Annotated in this window: 23 protein-coding genes; 11 read left to right on the top strand and 12 right to left on the bottom strand. The window is 67.5% G+C overall.

Translation table 11 applies throughout. The features are described from left to right. Positions 1-124: 124 nt before the first annotated feature. Positions 125-1,111 carry an AraC family transcriptional regulator gene (locus ACT54R_RS01310; RefSeq protein ID WP_476322650.1) on the bottom strand — a complete coding sequence of 329 codons (987 nt, stop codon included), beginning with the start codon at positions 1,109-1,111 and terminating at the stop codon, positions 125-127. Positions 1,112-1,241: 130 nt separating this feature from the next. On the opposite strand from ACT54R_RS01310, the gene ACT54R_RS01315 reads away from it, so the two are divergent. Genes ACT54R_RS01315 through ACT54R_RS01330 form a run of 4 tightly spaced genes read left to right on the top strand, consistent with a single transcriptional unit; the run spans position 1,242 to position 5,588 of the window. Next, a complete protein-coding gene (locus tag ACT54R_RS01315) occupies positions 1,242-2,009 on the top strand; it encodes a 3-hydroxyacyl-CoA dehydrogenase (protein ID WP_476322653.1) in 768 nt (255 codons plus the stop codon). 45 nt (positions 2,010-2,054) lie between these two features. Further along, entirely contained in the window at positions 2,055-3,245 is a 1,191-nt protein-coding gene (locus ACT54R_RS01320; RefSeq protein ID WP_476322656.1) for an acetyl-CoA C-acyltransferase, read from the top strand. A gap of 49 nt (positions 3,246-3,294) precedes the next feature. Further along, positions 3,295-4,422, top strand: coding sequence for an acyl-CoA dehydrogenase family protein (locus ACT54R_RS01325; protein WP_476322659.1), 1,128 nt, complete (start codon positions 3,295-3,297; stop codon positions 4,420-4,422). Then, positions 4,422-5,588: a CaiB/BaiF CoA transferase family protein gene (locus ACT54R_RS01330; protein WP_476322662.1), complete on the top strand. Its 1,167-nt coding sequence runs from the start codon at positions 4,422-4,424 to the stop codon at positions 5,586-5,588. The genes ACT54R_RS01325 and ACT54R_RS01330 overlap by 1 nt, the downstream gene beginning before the upstream one ends. Positions 5,589-5,591: 3 nt before the next feature. Here the strand turns inward: ACT54R_RS01330 and ACT54R_RS01335 are convergent, their stop codons facing one another. Genes ACT54R_RS01335 through ACT54R_RS01350 form a run of 4 tightly spaced genes read right to left on the bottom strand, consistent with a single transcriptional unit; the run spans position 5,592 to position 7,429 of the window. Then, complete coding sequence (locus ACT54R_RS01335) at positions 5,592-5,969, bottom strand: antibiotic biosynthesis monooxygenase family protein (RefSeq protein ID WP_476322665.1); 378 nt, start codon at positions 5,967-5,969, stop codon at positions 5,592-5,594. 33 nt (positions 5,970-6,002) lie between these two features. Beyond that, complete coding sequence (locus ACT54R_RS01340; RefSeq protein ID WP_168458188.1) at positions 6,003-6,188, bottom strand: hypothetical protein; 186 nt, start codon at positions 6,186-6,188, stop codon at positions 6,003-6,005. A gap of 43 nt (positions 6,189-6,231) precedes the next feature. Next, positions 6,232-6,627, bottom strand: a complete 396-nt coding sequence (locus tag ACT54R_RS01345) for a hypothetical protein (RefSeq protein WP_476322668.1) — start codon at positions 6,625-6,627, stop codon at positions 6,232-6,234. Positions 6,628-6,631: 4 nt separating this feature from the next. Then, on the bottom strand, positions 6,632-7,429 hold the full coding sequence (locus ACT54R_RS01350; RefSeq protein ID WP_168458190.1) for a sterol desaturase family protein: 798 nt from the start codon (positions 7,427-7,429) through the stop codon (positions 6,632-6,634). Positions 7,430-7,792: 363 nt separating this feature from the next. Between ACT54R_RS01350 and ACT54R_RS01355 the strand changes: the two genes are divergently transcribed. The 6 genes from ACT54R_RS01355 to ACT54R_RS01380 are packed head-to-tail and all read left to right on the top strand — an operon-like array spanning position 7,793 to position 13,623. Continuing rightward, positions 7,793-9,067, top strand: coding sequence for an ABC transporter substrate-binding protein (locus tag ACT54R_RS01355; protein WP_476322672.1), 1,275 nt, complete (start codon positions 7,793-7,795; stop codon positions 9,065-9,067). Between the two features lie 10 nt (positions 9,068-9,077). Then, on the top strand, positions 9,078-9,959 hold the full coding sequence (locus tag ACT54R_RS01360) for a branched-chain amino acid ABC transporter permease (protein ID WP_168458192.1): 882 nt from the start codon (positions 9,078-9,080) through the stop codon (positions 9,957-9,959). Beyond that, positions 9,956-10,984, top strand: a complete 1,029-nt coding sequence (locus ACT54R_RS01365) for a branched-chain amino acid ABC transporter permease (RefSeq protein ID WP_476322676.1) — start codon at positions 9,956-9,958, stop codon at positions 10,982-10,984. Before ACT54R_RS01360 ends, ACT54R_RS01365 begins: the two co-directional genes overlap by 4 nt. Positions 10,985-10,987: 3 nt before the next feature. After that, the gene (locus ACT54R_RS01370) at positions 10,988-11,794 is read left to right on the top strand and encodes an ABC transporter ATP-binding protein (RefSeq protein WP_476322679.1); all 807 of its coding nucleotides are present in this window, start codon (positions 10,988-10,990) and stop codon (positions 11,792-11,794) included. Further along, the gene (locus ACT54R_RS01375; RefSeq protein ID WP_476322682.1) at positions 11,788-12,510 is read left to right on the top strand and encodes an ABC transporter ATP-binding protein; all 723 of its coding nucleotides are present in this window, start codon (positions 11,788-11,790) and stop codon (positions 12,508-12,510) included. Before ACT54R_RS01370 ends, ACT54R_RS01375 begins: the two co-directional genes overlap by 7 nt. A 3-nt stretch (positions 12,511-12,513) precedes the next feature. Beyond that, entirely contained in the window at positions 12,514-13,623 is a 1,110-nt protein-coding gene (locus tag ACT54R_RS01380; RefSeq protein WP_476322685.1) for a Zn-dependent alcohol dehydrogenase, read from the top strand. Positions 13,624-13,665: 42 nt separating this feature from the next. Here ACT54R_RS01380 and ACT54R_RS01385 read toward each other — a convergent pair whose 3' ends face one another. Together ACT54R_RS01385 and ACT54R_RS01390 are read right to left on the bottom strand one after the other, a co-directional pair. Next, positions 13,666-14,439, bottom strand: coding sequence for a GntR family transcriptional regulator (locus ACT54R_RS01385; protein ID WP_476322688.1), 774 nt, complete (start codon positions 14,437-14,439; stop codon positions 13,666-13,668). Positions 14,440-14,551: 112 nt separating this feature from the next. Further along, positions 14,552-14,848: a DUF6166 domain-containing protein gene (locus ACT54R_RS01390; protein ID WP_209483513.1), complete on the bottom strand. Its 297-nt coding sequence runs from the start codon at positions 14,846-14,848 to the stop codon at positions 14,552-14,554. A 153-nt stretch (positions 14,849-15,001) separates the two neighbouring features. Here ACT54R_RS01390 and ACT54R_RS01395 point away from each other — a divergent pair, with 153 nt between their 5' ends. Beyond that, on the top strand, positions 15,002-15,349 hold the full coding sequence (locus ACT54R_RS01395; protein WP_476322692.1) for an ArsC family reductase: 348 nt from the start codon (positions 15,002-15,004) through the stop codon (positions 15,347-15,349). Positions 15,350-15,385: 36 nt separating this feature from the next. Here ACT54R_RS01395 and ACT54R_RS01400 read toward each other — a convergent pair whose 3' ends face one another. From ACT54R_RS01400 to ACT54R_RS01420, 5 genes are read right to left on the bottom strand one after another with little or no spacing between them, the layout of a single operon-like run. After that, a complete protein-coding gene (locus ACT54R_RS01400) occupies positions 15,386-15,859 on the bottom strand; it encodes a CoxG family protein (protein WP_476322695.1) in 474 nt (157 codons plus the stop codon). A gap of 54 nt (positions 15,860-15,913) precedes the next feature. Then, a complete protein-coding gene (locus tag ACT54R_RS01405; protein ID WP_476326334.1) occupies positions 15,914-16,615 on the bottom strand; it encodes an ABC transporter ATP-binding protein in 702 nt (233 codons plus the stop codon). After that, positions 16,608-17,360, bottom strand: a complete 753-nt coding sequence (locus tag ACT54R_RS01410) for an ABC transporter ATP-binding protein (protein WP_476322698.1) — start codon at positions 17,358-17,360, stop codon at positions 16,608-16,610. Before ACT54R_RS01410 ends, ACT54R_RS01405 begins: the two co-directional genes overlap by 8 nt. Further along, entirely contained in the window at positions 17,357-18,364 is a 1,008-nt protein-coding gene (locus tag ACT54R_RS01415; RefSeq protein ID WP_476322701.1) for a branched-chain amino acid ABC transporter permease, read from the bottom strand. Before ACT54R_RS01415 ends, ACT54R_RS01410 begins: the two co-directional genes overlap by 4 nt. Before the next feature lie 30 nt (positions 18,365-18,394). Next, on the bottom strand, positions 18,395-19,267 hold the full coding sequence (locus ACT54R_RS01420) for a branched-chain amino acid ABC transporter permease (protein WP_476322704.1): 873 nt from the start codon (positions 19,265-19,267) through the stop codon (positions 18,395-18,397). Positions 19,268-19,304 lie beyond the last annotated feature (37 nt).

A 19,304-nucleotide genomic window follows, 5' to 3' on the forward strand; every position in this document is an offset into this window, starting at 1 on the left:
CAGGGCGCACCGGCCGGCGCCGCCGCAGCGCCGCAATTCATGGTTCGTCGGCGCCAGGCGCCGTCGTTGGCGCACAGGTAGAGAGCCGCCGGCCCGCCGTCAAATGGCGGAACGCCGCTCTCCCTCAGGCGGCAGCACGCCGGAAGGCGCCGGGGCTCAGGTCCGTCCATTTGCGGAAGGCCCTGTGGAAGGCGCTCGGCTCGGAAAAGCCGAGCTCAGCCGATATCTCTCCCACCGGCCGGTCGGTGTCGCGCAACAGCTCCTCCGCCTTCATCCGGCGCAGCTCGTCCTTGATGTCGCGATAGGCGGCCCCCTCCTCCGCCAATCGCCGCCGCAGGGTGGAGGCAGGCAGCCGCAATTGCCGGGCCAGATCCTCGAAGGACGGCCAGGCCGCAGCCGGCTGGTCCCGGAGACGCGCGCGGACACGGGCCGCAAGTCCCTCGTCGTGGCGGTAGCGCACCAGGATGTTGGCTGGCGCCCCCCGCAGGAAGTCGCGCAAGGCCCGCTCGCTGCGGTGGGCGGGCAGCTTCAGGAAGGCGGCATCGAAGGCGAGCCGGCTCTCCGGCGCGTCGAAGCACACGGGTGCGCCGAAGAATAGTCGGTAGTCGGCTCCATGGTCCGGCGGACCGCAGCGGAAATCCACCTGCCGGAGCGGGATGCGCCGTCCCACCAGCCAGCAGGTAATGCCGTGGAGGATGATCCAGTAGGTGCGGTAAGCGAAGGCCGAGCGCGCCGCACCCCGGTCCGCCAGCACCACCGACGCGAGGCCATCCGCGACGACCAGCTCCCCGCTCGGGTCATCCAGCACCACTCGCAGGAAGCGCAGCGCCCGCCGCAGGGCCTGCTCCAGAGTCTGCGCGCCCATGAGCGCATGGCAGAGAAGGGTGAAGCTGCCACACCGCATGGGGCGGGCGGCGAGGCCGAAAAACTCATCGTCCAGCGCCTCGGCGGCCGCCGTCCATAGCGCCCCATACTGTTCGGCCGAGACGGCCTCCGTCACCGGCAGCGCGAGGCCCGCCCGGGCGAGCACCGGACCAGCGTCGATGCCCCGCGCCGTCAGGCAGCCGAGGGCATCATCCACGAAGGTCCCGGAGATCATGCGGCGTTCCACGCTACGCTCCCGAGTGGCAAAAACGCTCATCTGAATAGATCGCTAGTGTCATCGAATGTCACTCGGCTTTTCTGCTAGACGAGAACCAACGGCCGCCGAAGCGGCGGCATGTCTCCTCGGGAGGAGCACCATGAAGATCGAAGGGCGCGTTTTTCTCGTCACCGGTGGCGGCTCGGGCCTCGGCGCGGCGGTGGCGCGGATGGTGGTGGACAATGGCGGCCGCGTCGTCATCGTCGACATCAACGCCGATGCTGGCGCCGCCATGACGGCAGAGCTTGGTGATGCCGCCCGCTTCCAGCGCGCCGACGTGAGCAGCGAGGCCGACGGAAAGGCCGCCGTCCAGCTCGCCCTCGACAGCTTCGGCCATGTTCACGGTCTCGTGAACTGCGCCGGCGTCGCGCCCGGCGAGAAGGTGGTGGGCCGTGACGGTCCGCACCGGCTCGAAAGCTTCGTGCGCGGTATCACTGTCAATCTCATCGGCACCTTCAACATGCTCCGGCTTGCTGCCGACGCCATCGTAAAGGAGGCGCCGGACGCCGACGGGGAACGCGGCGTCATCGTCAACACCGCCTCAATCGCCGCCTTCGACGGACAGATCGGCCAGGCCGCCTATGCCGCCTCGAAGGGCGGCGTCGCGGCCCTCACCCTTCCTGTGGCGCGCGAGCTGGCGCGGTTCGGCATCCGTGTCGTGACCATCGCGCCCGGCATCTTCGAGACGCCGATGATGGCCGGCCTGCCGCAGGATGTTCAGGACAGCCTCGGCAAGAGCGTGCCCTTCCCCTCGCGCCTCGGACGGCCGTCTGAATATGCCGGCCTCGTCAAGCACATCTGCGAGAACACCATGCTGAACGGCGAGGTGATCCGTCTCGACGGCGCGCTGCGGATGGCGCCGCGCTGAGTCCCTACCTCTGACGACTTCCTCCCGCTATCGGAGACAAGACTCATGACGGCTTCCGACCCCATCGTCATCGTCGGCACCGCCCGCACGCCCATGGGCGGCTTCCAGGGCGACCTCAAGGACGTGGCAGCGCCCGCGCTCGGCTCCGCGGCCATCGGTGCCGCCCTCTCCCGCGCCGGCCTCGCGCCCGATCAGGTGGAGGAAGTGGTGTTCGGCTGCGTGCTGCCAGCCGGCCTCGGCCAGGCTCCGGCGCGGCAGGCGGCGCTGGGCGCCGGCCTTCCGCTCTCCACCGGCGCCACCACTGTCAACAAGATGTGCGGTTCGGGCATGAAGGCGGCCATGTTCGCCCATGACCTCCTCGCCGCCGGCTCGGCCTCCGTCGCGGTTGCGGGCGGTATGGAGAGCATGACCAACGCTCCGTACCTGCTCGACCGCGCCCGTGGCGGCTACCGCATGGGCCACGGCAGGGTCATCGACCACATGTTCTTCGACGGGCTGGAGGACGCCTACGACAAGGGCCGCCTCATGGGCACCTTCGCCGAGGAATGCGCGGAGGCCTATCAGTTCACCCGCGAGGCGCAGGACGCCTTCGCCATCACCTCGCTGACCAAGGCGCAGAAGGCCATGTCGGACGGCGCGTTCGAGAGGGAAATCGTCCCCGTTATAGTGAAGGCCGGCAAGACCGAGCGCGTGGTCTCGGCGGACGAGCAGCCCCCGAAGGCGAAGCTGGACAAGATCCCGACGCTGAAGCCCGCCTTCCGCGACGGTGGAACGGTGACGGCGGCGAACTCCTCCTCCATCTCCGACGGCGCGGCCGCCCTCGTGCTCATGCGCCGCTCGGAGGCGGAGAAGCGCGGTCTCACGCCGCTCGCCGCCATCGTGGGCCATGCCACCCACGCGCAGGCGCCAAACCTCTTCACCACCGCTCCCATCGGCGCGGTTCAGAAGCTCGCCGGGAGGACCGGCTGGGATCTGAAGGACGTCGACCTGTTCGAGATCAACGAGGCGTTCGCCGTGGTGCCCATGGCCGCCATGCGCGATCTCGGCCTGCCGGAGGACAAGGTGAACGTCCACGGCGGCGCCTGCGCCCTCGGCCATCCCATCGGGGCTTCGGGCGCCCGGGTGATGGTGACGCTGCTGGCGGCGCTGGAGCGCTACGGGCTCAAGCGCGGCATCGCCTCGCTGTGCATCGGCGGTGGCGAGGCGACGGCCGTGGCCATCGAGCGCCTGAGCTGAGGCAGAGGTCGCCAAGGACATCCAACAACAAGAACCGGAGGAGCCTGCCATGATCCTCACCGAAACCCAGGTTGCCATCCGCGACGCGGTGCGCGCCTTCGCGCAGGAGCGCCTCGCTCCCGGCGCGGCGGCGCGCGACAGGGAGCACCGTTTCCCGGGCGAAGAACTGAAGGAGTTGGGCGCCCTCGGTTTCCTTGGCATGCTGGTGCCCGAGGACCATGGCGGCTCGGCCACCGATCTCGTCTCCTATGCCCTCACGCTGGAGGAGATCGCCGCGGCGGACGGCGCCTGCTCCACCATCGTCAGCGTGCATTCCTCCGTCGGCTGCATGCCCATCGTGAAGTTCGGCACGGATGCGCAGAAGGCGCGCTTCCTGCCCAAGCTCGCCTCCGGCGAATGGATCGGAGGCTTTGCCCTCACCGAGCCGCAGGCCGGATCGGACGCGGCGGCGCTGCGCACCCGCGCGCGGCGGGACGGCGACCATTACGTTCTTTCCGGCGCCAAGCAGTTCATCACGTCGGGCAAGAACGGCGACGTGATTATCGTCTTTGCCGTCACCGACCCGGACGCGGGGAAGAAGGGCATCTCCGCCTTCATCGTGCCCACCGACACCCCCGGCTACGAGGTGGTGCGGGTGGAGGAGAAGCTGGGCCAGCATTCCTCCGACACCTGCCAGCTCGCCTTCAACGACATGCGCCTACCGGCCGACCTCAGGCTCGGGGCCGAGGGCGAGGGCCTGAAGATCGCCCTGTCCAATCTGGAAGGCGGACGGATCGGCATCGCCTCCCAGTGCGTGGGCATGGCGCGCGCGGCGTTCGAGGCGGCGCGCACCTATGCGAAGGAGCGCGTGACCTTCGGCAAGCCCATCATGGAGCATCAGGCGGTCGCCTTCCGCCTCGCCGACATGGCGACCCGCATCGAAGCGGCCCGTCAGATGGTGCTGCACGCCGCCTCCCTGCGCGAAGCCGGCCTGCCCTGCCTCACCGAGGCGTCCATGGCAAAGCTGTTCGCCTCCGAGATGGCGGAGCAGGTGTGCTCCGCGGCCATCCAGACCTTCGGCGGCTACGGCTATCTGGCGGATTTCCCCGTGGAGCGCATCTATCGAGATGTGCGGGTGTGCCAGATCTATGAGGGCACCAGCGACGTGCAGCGCATCGTCATCGCGCGGGGGCTGTGATGGCGGAGGTGCCCTTCCCCTCCTCTGCCCCGCGTGGTCCCCTCGCTGGCATTCGGGTCGTCGATCTCTCCCGGCTCGCCCCCGGGCCCTATTGCACCATGCTGCTCGCGGATTTCGGGGCGGAGGTGATCGTGGTGGGCGGCGGCCGGGCCGGCGTCGCCATTCCGGAATTCTCCCGCGGCAAGCGGCATATCTCTCTTGATCTGAAGTCGCCCGCCGGCCGGGCGGCGCTCCACACGCTGGTGAAGACAGCCGACGTGCTGGTGGAGGGCTTCCGCCCCGGCGTCGCCGATCGGATCGGCGCCGGATACGATACATTGGCGGCACTCAACCCGCGCCTGGTCTATTGCTCGCTGACCGGCTTCGGGCAGGACGGGCCGCGCGCGCTGGAGGCAGGGCACGACATCACCTATCTCGCGCTCGCTGGCGTGCTCGGCTCCATGGGTCCGAAGGACGGACCGCCCGAGGCGCCCCTCAACCTCGTGGCCGATTTCGCCGGAGGGAGCCTGATCGCCGCGCTGGGCATCCTCGCCGCGGTGATCGAGGCGAAGAGCACCGGACAGGGCCAGAAGATCGATGCCGCCATGGTGGACGGCGCGCTCTCCCTGATGGCGATGCACTGGCCGCTGTGGAAGACGCCGCACTGGCCCGCGCGCGGCGACGGGCTGCTCGGCGGCGGAGCACCCTTCTATCGCTCCTATCGCTGCGCCGACGGCGGCTTCATCGCGGTCGGCGCGCTGGAGCGGGGCTTCTTCGAGGCCCTGTGGCGCCGCCTCGACCTCGGCGATCCGCCGGACCACATGCGGCGGGATCTATGGCCCGAAATCGAGCGCACGCTCGCTGCCACATTTGCCGGCGCGCCGCGGGACCACTGGACCGCCCTGTTCGCCGGCACAGACGCCTGCGTCGCGCCGGTGCTGGCGCCGGACGAGGTGTGGAGCGATCCCCACATCGCCGCCCGCCATCCGGACAGCGGACCCAACCGAGTGCCCGCGGTGCCCCGCCTTTCGCGCACGCCCGCACAGGCCCATCCGCTCGATCTCAGTGATCGCACCACCGAGGTCCTGCGTGAGGCCGGCCTCGGCGACGACGAGATAGCCGCCGCAGCCGCCCCGCCCGACCCGGCGGGCCGTTCCGGCCTCGACTGGCCGCCGGAGCTGCGCTGAACCTCAGAAGGCGGGATCGGCCGCGGCGGCGGCCTTCGGCTTGTGCAGAGCCCTGCTGTCGTCGGGCGCCTCGTCACGCTCGAACATGCCGTAGTCGCGCACCACGGCCGCGACCCGCAGGCGATAGTCGTGGAACACCCCGGCCCGCCCCGCCGCCTGCGTCTTGCGATGGGAGGTGAGGTTGCGCCAGGCCTTCACCGATTCCTCATCGCGCCAGATGGAAAGCGAGAGCATCTTGCCCGGATTGGTGAGGCTTTCGAACCGCTCGACCGAGATGAAGCCGTCCATCGTCTCCAATTCCACGCGCAGGCGCGCGGCGAGGTCAAGATAGGTGTCGCGCTGGCCCTCGGCCGGCCACACCTCGAAAATGATGGCGATCATGCCCCTGCTTCCCCTTCTTGCTTTTCTGCAGGGCTAGACCTTGTCGCCCGGCCGGCGCTGCACCTCCGGGAAGACCCACATGGCGACGACCATGAAGACGCCGAGGAAGGCGACGGCATATTTGGGCCCCTCCTGCCCGAGCGCAGACTGGAACGCATAGCCTGCCGCCGCGACGGCGAGGACGACGAGCGACAGGATAAACTTGATGTGGGTGGGCATGGGATATCCCCTCTTGCTGGCCGGACGATGCCGGCGCTGACCTTCAGATGAGCCCGGCGCCGCCGCCGGGAAGCACGGCCCAGACAGCGAGCGCCGATCCCTGGAGCGCGACCAGAGCGGCGAGACCCCGGCGTCCATCACGGAATGGCGTCGGCAGCAGATCGAACGGTGCCGGCGCGAACAGCAGCACGAGGCCGCCGACGACGATCAGGCTCGTCAAGCGCAGGTTGGCGTAGCCGTAGGCGAGCGCGGCGGCCGCCAGCGCCAGCCACAAAAGGCTGTTCACCAGAACGAGGGCGCGCCCCCCCGCCTGACGCGCCCCCGCCGGCCGGGTGCTCGCCGGGAACATGCCGGAGAGCACGAGAAAGCCGAGGCAGGCCGCCGTCCACAGCCCCGCGAAGATCGCGAGGCCTGCCAGATTGGGTTCGATCGCAGCCATGCCCTCACTCCGCCGGCGCGACGTGGCCGGATGCGCCCGTCGCGCCCTTCGGCGTGCGCGCGGTGCGGCGCATGTCGGTCTTCAGGTGGCGGGTGTCATAGCCGTTGAAGAGATGGCCGAAGAGGCCGCGGTTGAGGTCCGACGTGCCGAACGCCCAGTCCATGATGGGGAAAGTCAGGTTCATGTTGCGCTCCATCATGAGCGACTGATTGTGGTGCGCGGCGTGGTGGCGGCGGTTGGTGTTGATGAAGGGCACGTTCCGCACGAACCAGTTCTCGTCGATGTGCGTGGTGAAGTGCATGAACTCGTAGAGCAGGTAGACCGAGGTGGTGGTGGTGATGAACAGCCAGCCCACATTCGGCGAGATCAGCCAGCCGAACACGATGGCGCCGGGAATGGACATCAGCGTGAAGGTCACCAGCGCGTAAGGCGGGAAGAAGGTGACGCGCCAGTCGTGGTGACCGGCAAAGCGCATCTCTTCTTCGGTGAAGAACTGATGGTGCATCAAGGTGTGGCGGTTATACACCGCGCGGAACAGCGGAAAGCTTGACGGCCGGTGCATCACGTAGCGGTGTAGCCACCACTCGAAGAAATTGCAGAACAAGAACACGACGGGAATGGTGAGCCACTCCCACCAGCGGATCGCGTTCATGTTCGAGATGTAGATGTACAGGGCGGTGAAGCCGATCGTGTAAATGATGGCAATGTGCAGCCAGCCATTATACCAACCGGTGACCCGCTCGCGGTAGGTCGCGCGGTATTTGCGTTGGCGATCCGTCATGGGGCTCGACGTGAGTTCCATCGCTCTCTCCCTTGCGCGCTGTCGGCGCGCGTCATTGTCTTGATTCTCTCAGCACCGCTTCTGGAGGCTCCGTCTCCCTCGCACCCAGACGGGAAGGGACGCCCTGCGACGGCGGATGCCCCCACTAATATGTCAGCCACACATCATATGCAAGGCGCGGTTCCGGGGCCACCAAAGGCCTTTGGCCCGACGAATGCGCCCAAAGTTCAACACAATAACTATATGATTCAATTTCGTTTTTCGGATCCATCATCCTCAAAAATGATCCAGATCAAAAAAGCTGCTTGCAGACATTCTTCTGGAATATCTATGATATGTCAGTTCACGAAGGCGGGCACGAGACCCGCCTAGGGGAGGACGCCAATGAACATTTCTCGCCGCACCTTGATGCGGGGGATCGGTGCTGCCGGTCTCGCCGCCGCCGCCCCGGGGGTCTTTTCCCCCGCCATTGCCCAGTCGAAGCCGGTGCGCATCGGCATTCTCGCACCGCGTTCCGGGGCCATGGGCACGGTGGGCGAATGCGGCATCCGGGCGGTGCAGTGGGCGGCTGAGCGGATGAACAAGGATGGCGGCATCGCCGGCCGCCCGATCGAGCTGGTGTTCGAGGAAGAGACCTCGCCGAAGGACACCATTGAACGCTTCCGCCGCCTGGCGCTGCAGGAGAAGGTGGACTGCGTGCAGGGCCTCATCTCCACCGGCGTGTCGCTCGGCGTCGCGCCCGTGGCGGAGGAGGAGCAGGCACTCCTCATCATGTGGGACGGCACCACCCAGGACGGCGTGAAGGAGGCCATGCCCAAGTCGCGCTACGTCTTCCGCTCCACGGACAATGAGTGCGAAGCCGTGATGGCCTCGCTGCTTGCCATCAAATACTTCAAGGGCAAGATCAAGCGCATCGCCGGCATCAATCCGGACTATTCCTACGGCCGCAACAACTGGGAGGCCTTCCAGCAGATCCTGAAGCGGGCTGGTGTCGAGGTCGAGGTCGTGGCCGAGCAGTGGCCCAAGGTCGGGACCATGGACCTCACGTCCCACGTTGCTGCGCTGAAGGCCGCCAAGCCCGATTTCATCTTCTCCTCCATGCTGTTCGCCGATCTGCCGGTGTTCATGAAGCAGGGCTCGGCCGCCGGCCTGTTCGAGGGCGTGAACCTCGCCTTGCCCGCCGCCGGCTGGCAGATCAACCAGTTGAAGAAGGAGTTCATGCCCGAGAACATCGTGTTCGGGCACAACACGCTCTACTTCGCGCTGCCCAATGCTTCCGCGCTACAGAAGGCGTTCGTTGAAGACTATATGGGGCGCTACAAGGAAGCCCCGCACTGGGAGGCCGACCGCGCCTATTTCGCGCTGGCCGCCTACAAGGCGGGCGTCGAAGCCGCGGCAAAGGCCACCGGGCGCTGGCCGAAGCTTGAAGAGATCATCGAATCGATCCCCAAGCAGAAGGTCGAGAGCCTCGGTGGGCCGGGGCAGTTCCGCGCCGACAAGATCGCCGAGCAGACCTTCTACCAGGGCCTGTCCACCAACCAGAATTCCTACGACTTCCCCACGCTGAAGACGGTGGACAGCTTCACCGCCGACCAGCTCCAGAAGCCGCCGGGCGTGGACTTCTGGGAATGGCTCAAGACCTCCAAGCTTCCCGTCTGAGGAGCGCCGCGTGACCGTCTTCCTCGACGTCCTCCTCGGCGGCGTATTTCACGCCGCCATTCTCTTCCTCGTCGCAGCCGGACTCCAGCTGGTTTTCGGCGTGCAGAAGGTCATCAACCTCGCCTGCGGCTCCTTCTATGCTTTGGGCGCCTATTTCGGCATCACCGCCGTGGGCCTCGCCTCGGCCGTGGGCTTCCCGGCCTGGACGGTGCTGCCGGTGCTGGTGCTCGCGGGCCTCGCGATCGGCCTCGTGGGCCTTCCGGTGGAGCGCATCCTGCGCACCGTCTACCGCCGGGACGAGAGCTATCAATTGCTCCTCACCTTCGGCCTGCTGCTGATGTTCCAGGATGTGTTCCGCTTCTTCTGGGGCGCGACGCCGCGGACCTTGGACAATGCCTATCTCGCCTACGGCACGGCCGAATTCCTCGGCCTTCGGGTGCCCACCTACAACCTCCTCGTGATCGCCGCCTCTATCGCCATCGCGGTAGCTCTGGGCGCCTTCCTGCAGAAGACCCGCACGGGCCGCATCATCCGCGCCACCGCGGAAAACCGCGACATGAGCGAGGGCCTCGGCGTCAATTCCTCCCGCGTCTTCGCGGCCGTGTTCACGGTGGGCTGCATGCTCGGCACGGTGGGCGGCGCGCTGGTGGTGCCGGCCTCGGCCTCCTCGCTGGAAATGGCCGTGGAACTGGTGGTGGAAGCCTTCGCGGTGGTGGTCATCGGCGGCCTCGGCTCCATGCGCGGCGCGCTGGCCGGAGCGCTGATCGTCGGCCTCATCCGGGCGGCGGCCATCATGGTTCTGCCCGAGGCCGAAATTCTCTCCATCTATCTGGTCGTCATCGCCGTGCTCATCCTGCGGCCGGCCGGGCTTTTCGGAAAGGCAATGGCATGAGCACGCCCACCCTCGGCACCCCCACGGCCGCCCGCGCGGCTGCGGCGGCGCCCGCCGCCGGCATGCGATGGCCAAGCGGCCTCGCCGCCTTCCTCGTGATCGTGGTGGCGATGGCGGGCCTGCCTCTCGTCGCCTCCACCTACATGCTCACCCTGATGGTGCCCTTCTTCGGCTTCGCCATCGCCCTGCTCGGCTTCAATCTCCTGTTCGGCTACACCGGGCTCCTCTCCTTCGGCCACGCCATGTTCCTCGGTATCGGAGCCTACGCGGCGGCGGTGATGACCTCGAAGCTGGGCGTCCGGTCGCTGGAGCTGACCCTGCTCGTCGCGGTGGCGGCGGCAGTGGTCATCGCGGTGCCGGTGGGCTTCCTGTGCGTGCGCTACACGCGCATCTTCTTCGGCATGCTGACGCTGGCGTTCGGCATGCTGTTCCACTCCATCCTGTTCAAGTTCTACGGTCTCACCGGTGGCGACCAGGGCATGCGGGTGATGCGCCCGCTGCTGTTCGGCATGGAGTTCGAGGGCGGCAAGACGGCCTTCATCACCGGTCCGTTCTATTACTACGCCCTCGGCCTGCTCACCCTGCTCGGCTACGCCATGTGGCGGATCGTGCGCTCGCCGTTCGGGCTGCACCTCACCGCCATCCGAGAGAATGCGCAGAAGGCGGCCTATCTCGGTGTCACCGTCTCGCGGATGCGGCTGGCGGCCTATGTCATCTCCGGGGTCTATGGCGCCATCGGCGGGGTGATCCTCGCCGTCACCATCGGCCTTGCGGACCCGGAGATCGTCTACTGGACGCAGTCCGGCAACCTCGTGTTCATGGCGGTCCTCGGCGGCTCCGGCGCCTTCGCCGGTCCCGTGGTTGGCGGCCTCGCCTTCGTGCTGCTGCAGGACACCGTGATGTCCGCCACCCAGTACTGGCGGTTCGTGATGGGCGCGGTGCTGGTGCTCATCGTCATCTTTTTCCCGCGGGGCATTGCCGGCCTGTTCGGCGACGCTTTCGCCCGCCTCAAGCGCGGGAGCTGACCCATGGCCTCACGCGCCCTTCTTTCCGCCCACCAGGTCTCCAAGAGCTACGGCGATTTCCACGCGCTCCGGAACGTCTCCGTGCACGTGGACGACGGCGAGTTCATCTCCATCGTCGGCCCGAATGGGGCCGGCAAGTCCACCCTCGTCAACGTGCTCACGGGTCTGCTGAAGCCCACCACCGGCCATGTCCATTTCCGCGGGCAGGACATCGCCGGCATCGGGCCGGTGGAGCTGTCCCGCCGAGGCATGGCGCGGGGATTCCAGCTGGTGAACATCTTCCCGGCCCTCACCGTGCGCGAAACGCTGGGCGTCGCCGCCGCCTCGCGCCTGAGGCGCATCGGCAACCCCTTCCGCAGCCTCGGCGCCGATCGCGAGGTCCGCGACGCCGTGGAGGAGGTGGCGGACATCTTCAACCTGCGCCACCGTCTCGACCAGCAGGCAAGCGCCCTTTCCCAGGGCGAGAAGAAGCTGCTGGATGTGGCGAGCGCCTTCGCCCTCAAGCCCGAACTGATCCTCATCGACGAGCCCACCTCAGGCGTTTCCACCGGCGACAAGCACGCCATCATGGAGCTGCTGGTGAGCGCATCCCGCAAGGCCGGCGTGCGCGGCATCATCCAGGTCGAGCACGACATGGACCTCGTGGCCCGCTATTCGGACCGCATCGTCGCGCTCCAGGCGGGGACCGTGCTTGCGGACGAGAAGCCGGAAACCTTCTTTAGGGATCCCGCTCTCATCGCTGCCGTGGTGGGCACGCGCCCGCCCAAGATGACCCAGAAGCCCGCCGTTCAGGAGATCCGCCCATGCTGAGCATTTCGGGCCTCAAGGTGGATATCGCCGGCAGCCGCATCCTGTCCGGCATCGACCTTGCCGTGGAGCCGGGCGAACTGGTCTGCCTCATCGGCCGCAACGGCGCGGGCAAGACCACCACGTTCCGGTCCATCATGGGCTATCGCAAGCCGGTGTCCGGCTCCATCCGCTTCGCGGGCAAGGAGCTGATCGGCCGGGCGCCGCACGAGATCGCGCAGATGGGGGTGGGCTTCTCGCCGGAGGAATCGGAGGTCTATGCCGATCTCACGGTCGCCGAGAACCTGGAGCTGCCGACCTGGACGCGGCGCTCGAAGATGTCGGAGAAGGATCGCGTCGAGCGCTCCCTGAACGTTTTCCCGAAGCTCCGGCAGTATCTGCACCGGGGCGGGGCGCAGCTCTCCGGCGGCGAGCGCAAGATGGTGTCGGTGGCCCGCGCCCTCGCGCTCGACCCCAGCCTCCTGCTGCTGGACGAGCCGTTCGAGGGCCTCTCGCCGGCGATCATCCCGGTCATCTCGGAGGGCATCGCCTCCATCCGCGCCATGGGGCAGGCGGTGCTGATGGCGGAATCCAACGTGCATCACCTGCCGGACTATGTGGATCGCCTCTACGTGCTGGAGCGCGGCGAGATGATCTTTTCCGGCACGCTGGCCGAGGCGCACCGCGACAAGGCGGTCATGCGCGTCATCGCCGGCGAGGTGGAGCTGGAGAACGCCTGAGCCATGCCTCTCACCTATCGTGCCGCGGTGCTTCACGCGCCGCAGACGCCGCTCGCCATCGAGACGGTGCAGGCGGCGGCGCTCGGGCCATCCGACGTGCTGGTCCGCATCAAGGCCGCCGGCCTTTGCCACACAGACCTCGAGGTGATCGAGGGCGGGCTCGTCTATCCCATGCCCATCGTGCTCGGCCACGAGGCGGCGGGTATCGTGGAAGACGTGGGGCGGGAGGCCAAGGGCGTCCGCAAGGGCGACCATGTGGTGCTGTCCTGGAACCCCCATTGTGGTCACTGCTTCTATTGCGACCGCGCGCTGCCCATCCTGTGCGAGGGCTATCTCGCCGAAGGGCCGAAGGCGCGCGCCTTCGACGGCGCCGCCAAGGCGCGGCTCGCGGACGGGCGTGAGCTGGGCAACCTCATGTTCCTCGGCGCCTTCGGCGAATACTGCATCGTGACCGACCAGCAGGCCATTCCCGTGCCGAAGGAACTGCCGTTCGACGAGGCCTGCCTCATCGGCTGCGGGATCATGACCGGTGTCGGCGCGGCGCTGAACGTCGCCCAGATCGGCCCGGGCGATACCGCTCTCGTCATCGGCTGCGGCGCCGTGGGCCTCGCGGCGGTCCAGGGCGCGCGGCTGGCGGGCGCCGAAACCATCCTTGCCGCCGACCTCGACGACGCCAAGCTCGCCCTCGCCCGCACCATGGGCGCCACCCACACTGTGAATGCCCGTACGGGCGATGTGATTGAGGCCGCCCGTGCTCTCACTCAGGGGCGCGGGGCGGACGTGGTGCTGGAATCCGCCGGCAGCCCCATTGCCTTCCGCACGACGGTAGAGGTGGTGCGGCCAGGGGGCGAGGTGATCTGGCTGGGCAAGATTGACGTGACGAAGGACGTGTCGTTCCGCTGGGGTTCGCTGATGGCGGAAAAGCGCATCCGCCGCGTCTCATACGGCGGCGCCCGGCCCGCGCGTGATTTCCCGTTTCTGGCGCGTGCCGCCCTTTCCGGACGGCTGGATTTGAAGGGCCTGATCTCCCGCCGGATCGGGCTTGAGGAGATCAACGAGGGCTTCGCCGCGCTCAAGGCCGGCGAAACGATCCGCAGCGTGGTGGTGTTCTGAGAGCTTAGACTCCCTCTCCCCTTGCGGGAGAGGGAGCCCCCCTCACGCATCCAGCGTCTTGCGGGCGAAGTCCTCGATGTAATCCACGAGATTGGAGGCCGCCGTCTCGGCGCCCTTCCGGTCGCGGCGGGCGACCGCCTCGGCCACCTCGGCGTGCAGCCGGGCCGCGAGCGGCAGGTCGGCCACTTCCTTGTAGTGCTGGTACCAGAAGCGGCGCGACAGCGCGTTCATGAGACCCATGGAACGCACCGCGAACTCGTTGCGCGAGGCCTGCGCCATCAAGAGATTGAAGCGACGGTCGAGGCGCATGAAGGCGAGGTCGTCCTCCACCTCCGCCGCCTGCCGCATGGAGCCGGCGATCTCGGCGAAGGCGTCCCGCTCCTCGGCCGTAGCGCGCTCGGCGGCGAGGCCCGCCATCAGCACCTCCAGCACCCGCCGCACCTCAAGCAGGCGAAGCTGGGTCCGCAGGTTGATGTCCGACACCAGCACGCCGCGCCGCGGCAGCACAACCACCAGTCCATCGCGCGCGAGCCGTTGCAACGCCTCGCGAATGGGCGTGCGGCCGATCTTCAGCCGGTCGGAAAGCGTGAGTTCGGAGAGCACCGCTCCGGGGGGGAGCTGGAGGGTCGCGATCAGTTCTTCGAGGATGCGATAGGCTCGGTCGGTGAGGCTCGCATCCTCCACCGGCGCGTCCTCGCGGCGCGGGCGGCGCGCCGGTGGGCGCGGTTCCTTGCGGGTTTCGCGCAACGGCTCCAGCAGGAGGTCGATCCCGACCTCCGCCCCCTCGATGACCGATTGCCGCTTCTGGCGCTTCATCGGCGCCCTGGAACCTGCTTTGGCCCCCACCTTCGCCATGCCGCGCGCTCCCGTGCCGATTATCCCTGTGACGACGGATTCGCCTCCCGCCGTCAAGCCGTCGGGGCGCGCGTCAGGCCGCGACGCGATGGATGGCGGCGGCGATGTCGTCGGAAGTCATCTCCCATTCATTGGCGAAATTCGCCACCACATCGCGCATGAACTGGTCGTGCAGCGCGTAGGCGCGCCGGTCGTCGCCAAGGTGGTCGGCGAGAAGCGCGAGAGCCAGTTGCGCGGGGGCCTGCCCCTCATAGCTCCACTCGAAGCCGTCGCTGCTCAGTTTGGCGATGTCGGTGCGCTGCGGCAGCGGCTTGCCGTCCACCGTCACCGCGATGCCGTCGATGGTGCGGTCTCCCCGATAGGTCTTCATGCGTCCTGCCCTGCCTGTTATTGCCCGTCCAATTGGGATTGCACTGATATGTTACATGAGCAGCAGACGCCATTCAACGGCCTGCGGCGCAATGGTGGCGGGCAAGACGGCGCGGGCTCGGGTAAGCTCGGGGTTTTCAGATAGGAGATTGCGATGGCGACGACGATCTATGGCATCAAGGCCTGCGACACCATGAAGAAGGCGCGGGCCTGGCTCGACGATCAGGGCATCGCCTATGCCTTCCACGACTACAAGGCGGCGGGCATCGATGCCAAGACGCTTCAGGGCTGGGCGAAGAAAGTCGGCTGGGAGAAGCTGCTCAACCGGGCCGGCACCACCTTCAGGAAGCTGCCGGATGCCGACAAGGCGGACATTGACGAGCCCAAGGCGCTGGCGCTGATGCTGGGGCATCCGTCGATGATCAAGCGCCCGGTCCTGGAGCACGGGCGCGATCTCATCGTCGGCTTCAAGCCGGAGGATTATGCGGCAAAGGTGAAGTGAGGCCGGCAACGCGCGCCGGCCTCGTGGGCCTCGCGCTCAGGAGGCTTCGGCCGCCGGCGGCACCTCGACCGGCGCGTTCAGCGCTTCGGCGAAGCTCGTGAAGAACTGATCGGACAGCTTCTTCGCCGTCGCCTGCACGAGACGCCCTCCAAGGGAGGCAAGCTTGCCACCGATCTGCGCGTCCGCGACGTAGGTCAGGATGGTGTCCGCCCCATCCTCCGCCAGCGATACCTTGGCCTCGCCCTTGGCGAAACCGGCGATGCCGCCATTGCCCTGCCCCACGATGCGGCAGCCGGCGGGCGCCTCCATGTCGGTCAGTTCGACCGAGCCGGCGAATGTGGCGGAGACGGGCCCCACCTTCACCTGCACCTTGGCGGCATAGGCATTGTCGCCCGTCTGCTCCAACTCCTTGCAGCCGGGAATGCAGCGCTTGAGCATTTCGGGATCAAGGATCGCCTTCCACACGGTCTCGCGCGGGGCGCTGATGCGATATTCGCCTGTCAGTTCCACGGGATGGTCCTCCCCTTGTTCTCGTTCGCGCGTGTCGCTCTCAGGCGACGGCGCTCAGACCGCACAATAGCGGTCCTGGATGTCCTTGTCGGCGAGCAGTTGAGCCGCGCTCGACTGATGCACCAGTTCACCCTGGTCGATGATGATGGCGCGGCTCGCCAGATTGAGCGCCCACTCCACATTCTGCTCCACCAGAAGCAGCGTCGTGCCCTGATCGCGCAGGCGCCGGAACAGCACGCCCATCTCCTCAACGAGCACCGGCATGATGCCCTCGGAGGGCTCATCCAGCAGCACCATCTTCGGCTTGGAGATGATGGCGCGGGCGATGGCGAGCATCTGCTGTTCGCCGCCGGACATGGTTGTGCCCTGCTGCTCCAGCCGCTCCTTGAGGCGCGGGAAGCTCTTGGCAATTTCGTCGATCGCCGCCCGCTCGTCGGTATGCGCAGTCGCTACGAGGCCGAGCTGCAGATTCTCCCGCACGCTGAGGCCCGGAACGATACGCCGCTCCTCCGGCACGTAGCCGAGGCCGAGGCGGAACCGCGCGTGGGCGCCGAGCGGCAGAAGGTCCGTGCCGTCGAACGTCACCCGGCCTTCCGCGCGCGGCATCAGCCCCATGATCGCGCGCAGCGTCGAGGTCTTGCCCGCGCCGTTGCGGCCGACGAGGGCGACGATCTCGCCCTGATCGATCTTGAACGTCAGATCATGGACGACGTGGCTCGGCCCGTACCAGGCGTTGAGCTTCTCGACCTCAAGCATAGCCATCGTTCTGCCCCAGATAGACGCGGCGGACTTCCGGATCGGCCTGCACCGCGGCCGGCGTGCCGTCGGCGATGAGCCGGCCGTGATGCAGCACCAAGATGCGGTCCGACAGGCCGAGGATCATCTTCATCTTGTGTTCGACGAGGAGAATGGTGCGATCCGCCGCGAGGCGCTCGATCAGCGCCACCATCTCCTTGGTCTCTTCTGGCCCCATGCCGGCCGTGGGCTCGTCCAGCAGCAGCAGTTCGGGGTCCGCCACCAGCGCGATGGCAATCTCGAGCGCGCGCTGCTCGCCGTGGGCCAGGTCGCGGGCGCGGCGGGCGCGGCGATGGGTGAGGCCCACCTCGGCAAGGGCCGCATCCGCCTTCTGGGTCAGCTCGGGGTAGCGGTCGCGATGGCTGAAGACGTCGTAGCGCGTCTTCAGCGCCTGGGCGGCCACCCGGACATTCTCCTCCACGGACAGTTCGGGGAAGAGATTGGTGATCTGGTAGGAGCGGGCGATGCCGAGGTGGGCGAATCGGTGCTGCTTCAACCCCTTCAGTTCCTGCCCCTTGAAGCGGATGGAGCCGGTGGAGGGCTGAAGCACGCCGGACAGCACATTGAAGAAGGTGCTCTTGCCGGCACCATTGGGGCCGATCACCGCCGTCACCTTGTTCCTCTCGAACTTGGCCGAGATGCCGGCGAGGGCGACGAAGCCACCGAAGGAGCGGCCCACGTCCGTCACTTCCATCAGCGCGGTCATGACGCCCTCCTGCGGCGCACGATCTGGATCAAGCTGCCCCAGATGCCCTTGGGCAGGAACAGCACGAACAGGATGAAGACGATGCCGACGATGAGCTGCCAGTGCGTCGTCCAGAGCGAGGCGACATCTTCGATCAGCAGGAACACCAGCGCCCCCACGAACGGCCCGAAGAAGGAGCCCGCGCCGCCCAGCATGGTCATCATCACCACGATGGACGAGGTGTGTACGCTCAAGGCATCGAGCGGCACGATCGAGAGGTGCAGAGCCGAGAGCGTGCCCGCAAGCCCGCACAGGGCGCCGGAGAGGACGAAGGAAAGGAGCTTGGTGCGTTCCACGTCGAAGCCGCAGGCGCGGGCGCGGGTCTCGTTCTCACGCACCGCCTCGATGGCGGCACCGAAGGGCGAATTCAGCACCCGCGAGACGAACCACAGCGCCAGCGCCGCGAAGAACATGATGAAATAGTATTTGGCGAGCGGGTTCAGCAGGTTCACCGAGAAGCCGCCGATCAGGTCGGCTTTCGCCACGGTGAAGCCGCGCAGGCCGTTCTCGCCGCCCGTCCAGCCGGACGCCTGGAGCGCGACGTAATAGACGAGTTGCGCCAGGGCCAGGGTGACCATGCAGAAATAGATTCCGCGGGTGCGGATGGAGAGCGCGCCGATCACCGCCGAGAGCAGGCTCGCCCCCACGATGCCGGTGAGCATGGCCGGGAACCACCCGAACCCGAAATGCGCGATGGCCATGCCGGTGAGATAGGCCCCCGTGCCAAAGAAGGCTGCGTGGCCAAAGGAGAGCAGACCGGTGTAGCCGAACAGCAGGTTGAAGCCCACGGTGAACAGGCCGTAGATCAGCACGTTCACCGCCAGTGCCTGCGAGGGCAGCACGAAAGGCAGCACCGCCAGCACGGCGATGGTGAGCGGCACGCGCCAGCGGTCCAGCGCGGCGCCGGCCTTCGGCAGCGTGCGCGGCGCCACGCTTTGCCCGGCAGCGAGGTCGGTCGAGGTCATGGGGTCGTCTCCGTTCACGCGCCGGTTCCGTCAGGCGCCCGCCGGCCGGCCGAACAGGCCCTGCGGTCGGACGAGGAGAATGAGGGCCATCAGGCCGAACATGACGATGGTCGCCATTTCGGGAGCGAACAGCGCGGTCATGCTCACCGCGACGCCCACGAGCAGTCCCGCCACCACCGCTCCGAGCAGCGAGCCCATGCCGCCGATGACGGTCACGACGAAGGCCTCCGCCAGCACCAGCGTGCCCATTTCCGGGCTCACGTTGCGCATGGGCGCCGCCAGCACGCCGCCGAGCGCGGTGAGGCCAACGCCGAGGCCGAACACGAGAAGCCACAGGCGGCTCACGTCCACGCCCAGCACCTTCATGATGAGCGGATCGCGCGCGCCGGCCCGCACGATGAGGCCAAAGCGCGTCTTCTCCAGTGCCACCCAGAGCAGCAGCAGGATGACCGCCACCACGCCCACCGCGAACAAGCGATAGATGGGGAAATAGCCGACCCCGAGGTCCACCACGCCCTGCAGCGCATCCGGTGCCGAGAAGGGGATGCCGTCCGTGCCGAAGGTGATGCGCACGGTCTCCACCAGCACATAGCCGAGGCCGAACGTGAGCAGCAGCGGATCATCAGGCGTGCGGCCGTAAAGTGGGCGGATCAGAAAGCGCTCGATGAGCATGCCGAGCACGCCCACGGCGATGGGCGCAACGATCAACGCCCACCAGAAGCTGCCCGTCTGCGCGGCGATCCACAGCCCCGCATAGGCACCCACCATGAACAGGGCGCCATGGGCGAAATTCACGATGCCGAGCATGCCGAACACGATGGTGAGCCCGAGGGCGACCATCACCAGGATCGCCCCGAGCGCGAGCCCGGAGAACAGCTGCATGAGGATGAGTTCAAGGTCCATCGGTTCTCTCGGGGCGATCGTTCGGGGCCATCGGTCT

It is taken from the genome of Xanthobacter sp. DMC47 (genome assembly GCF_056313845.1).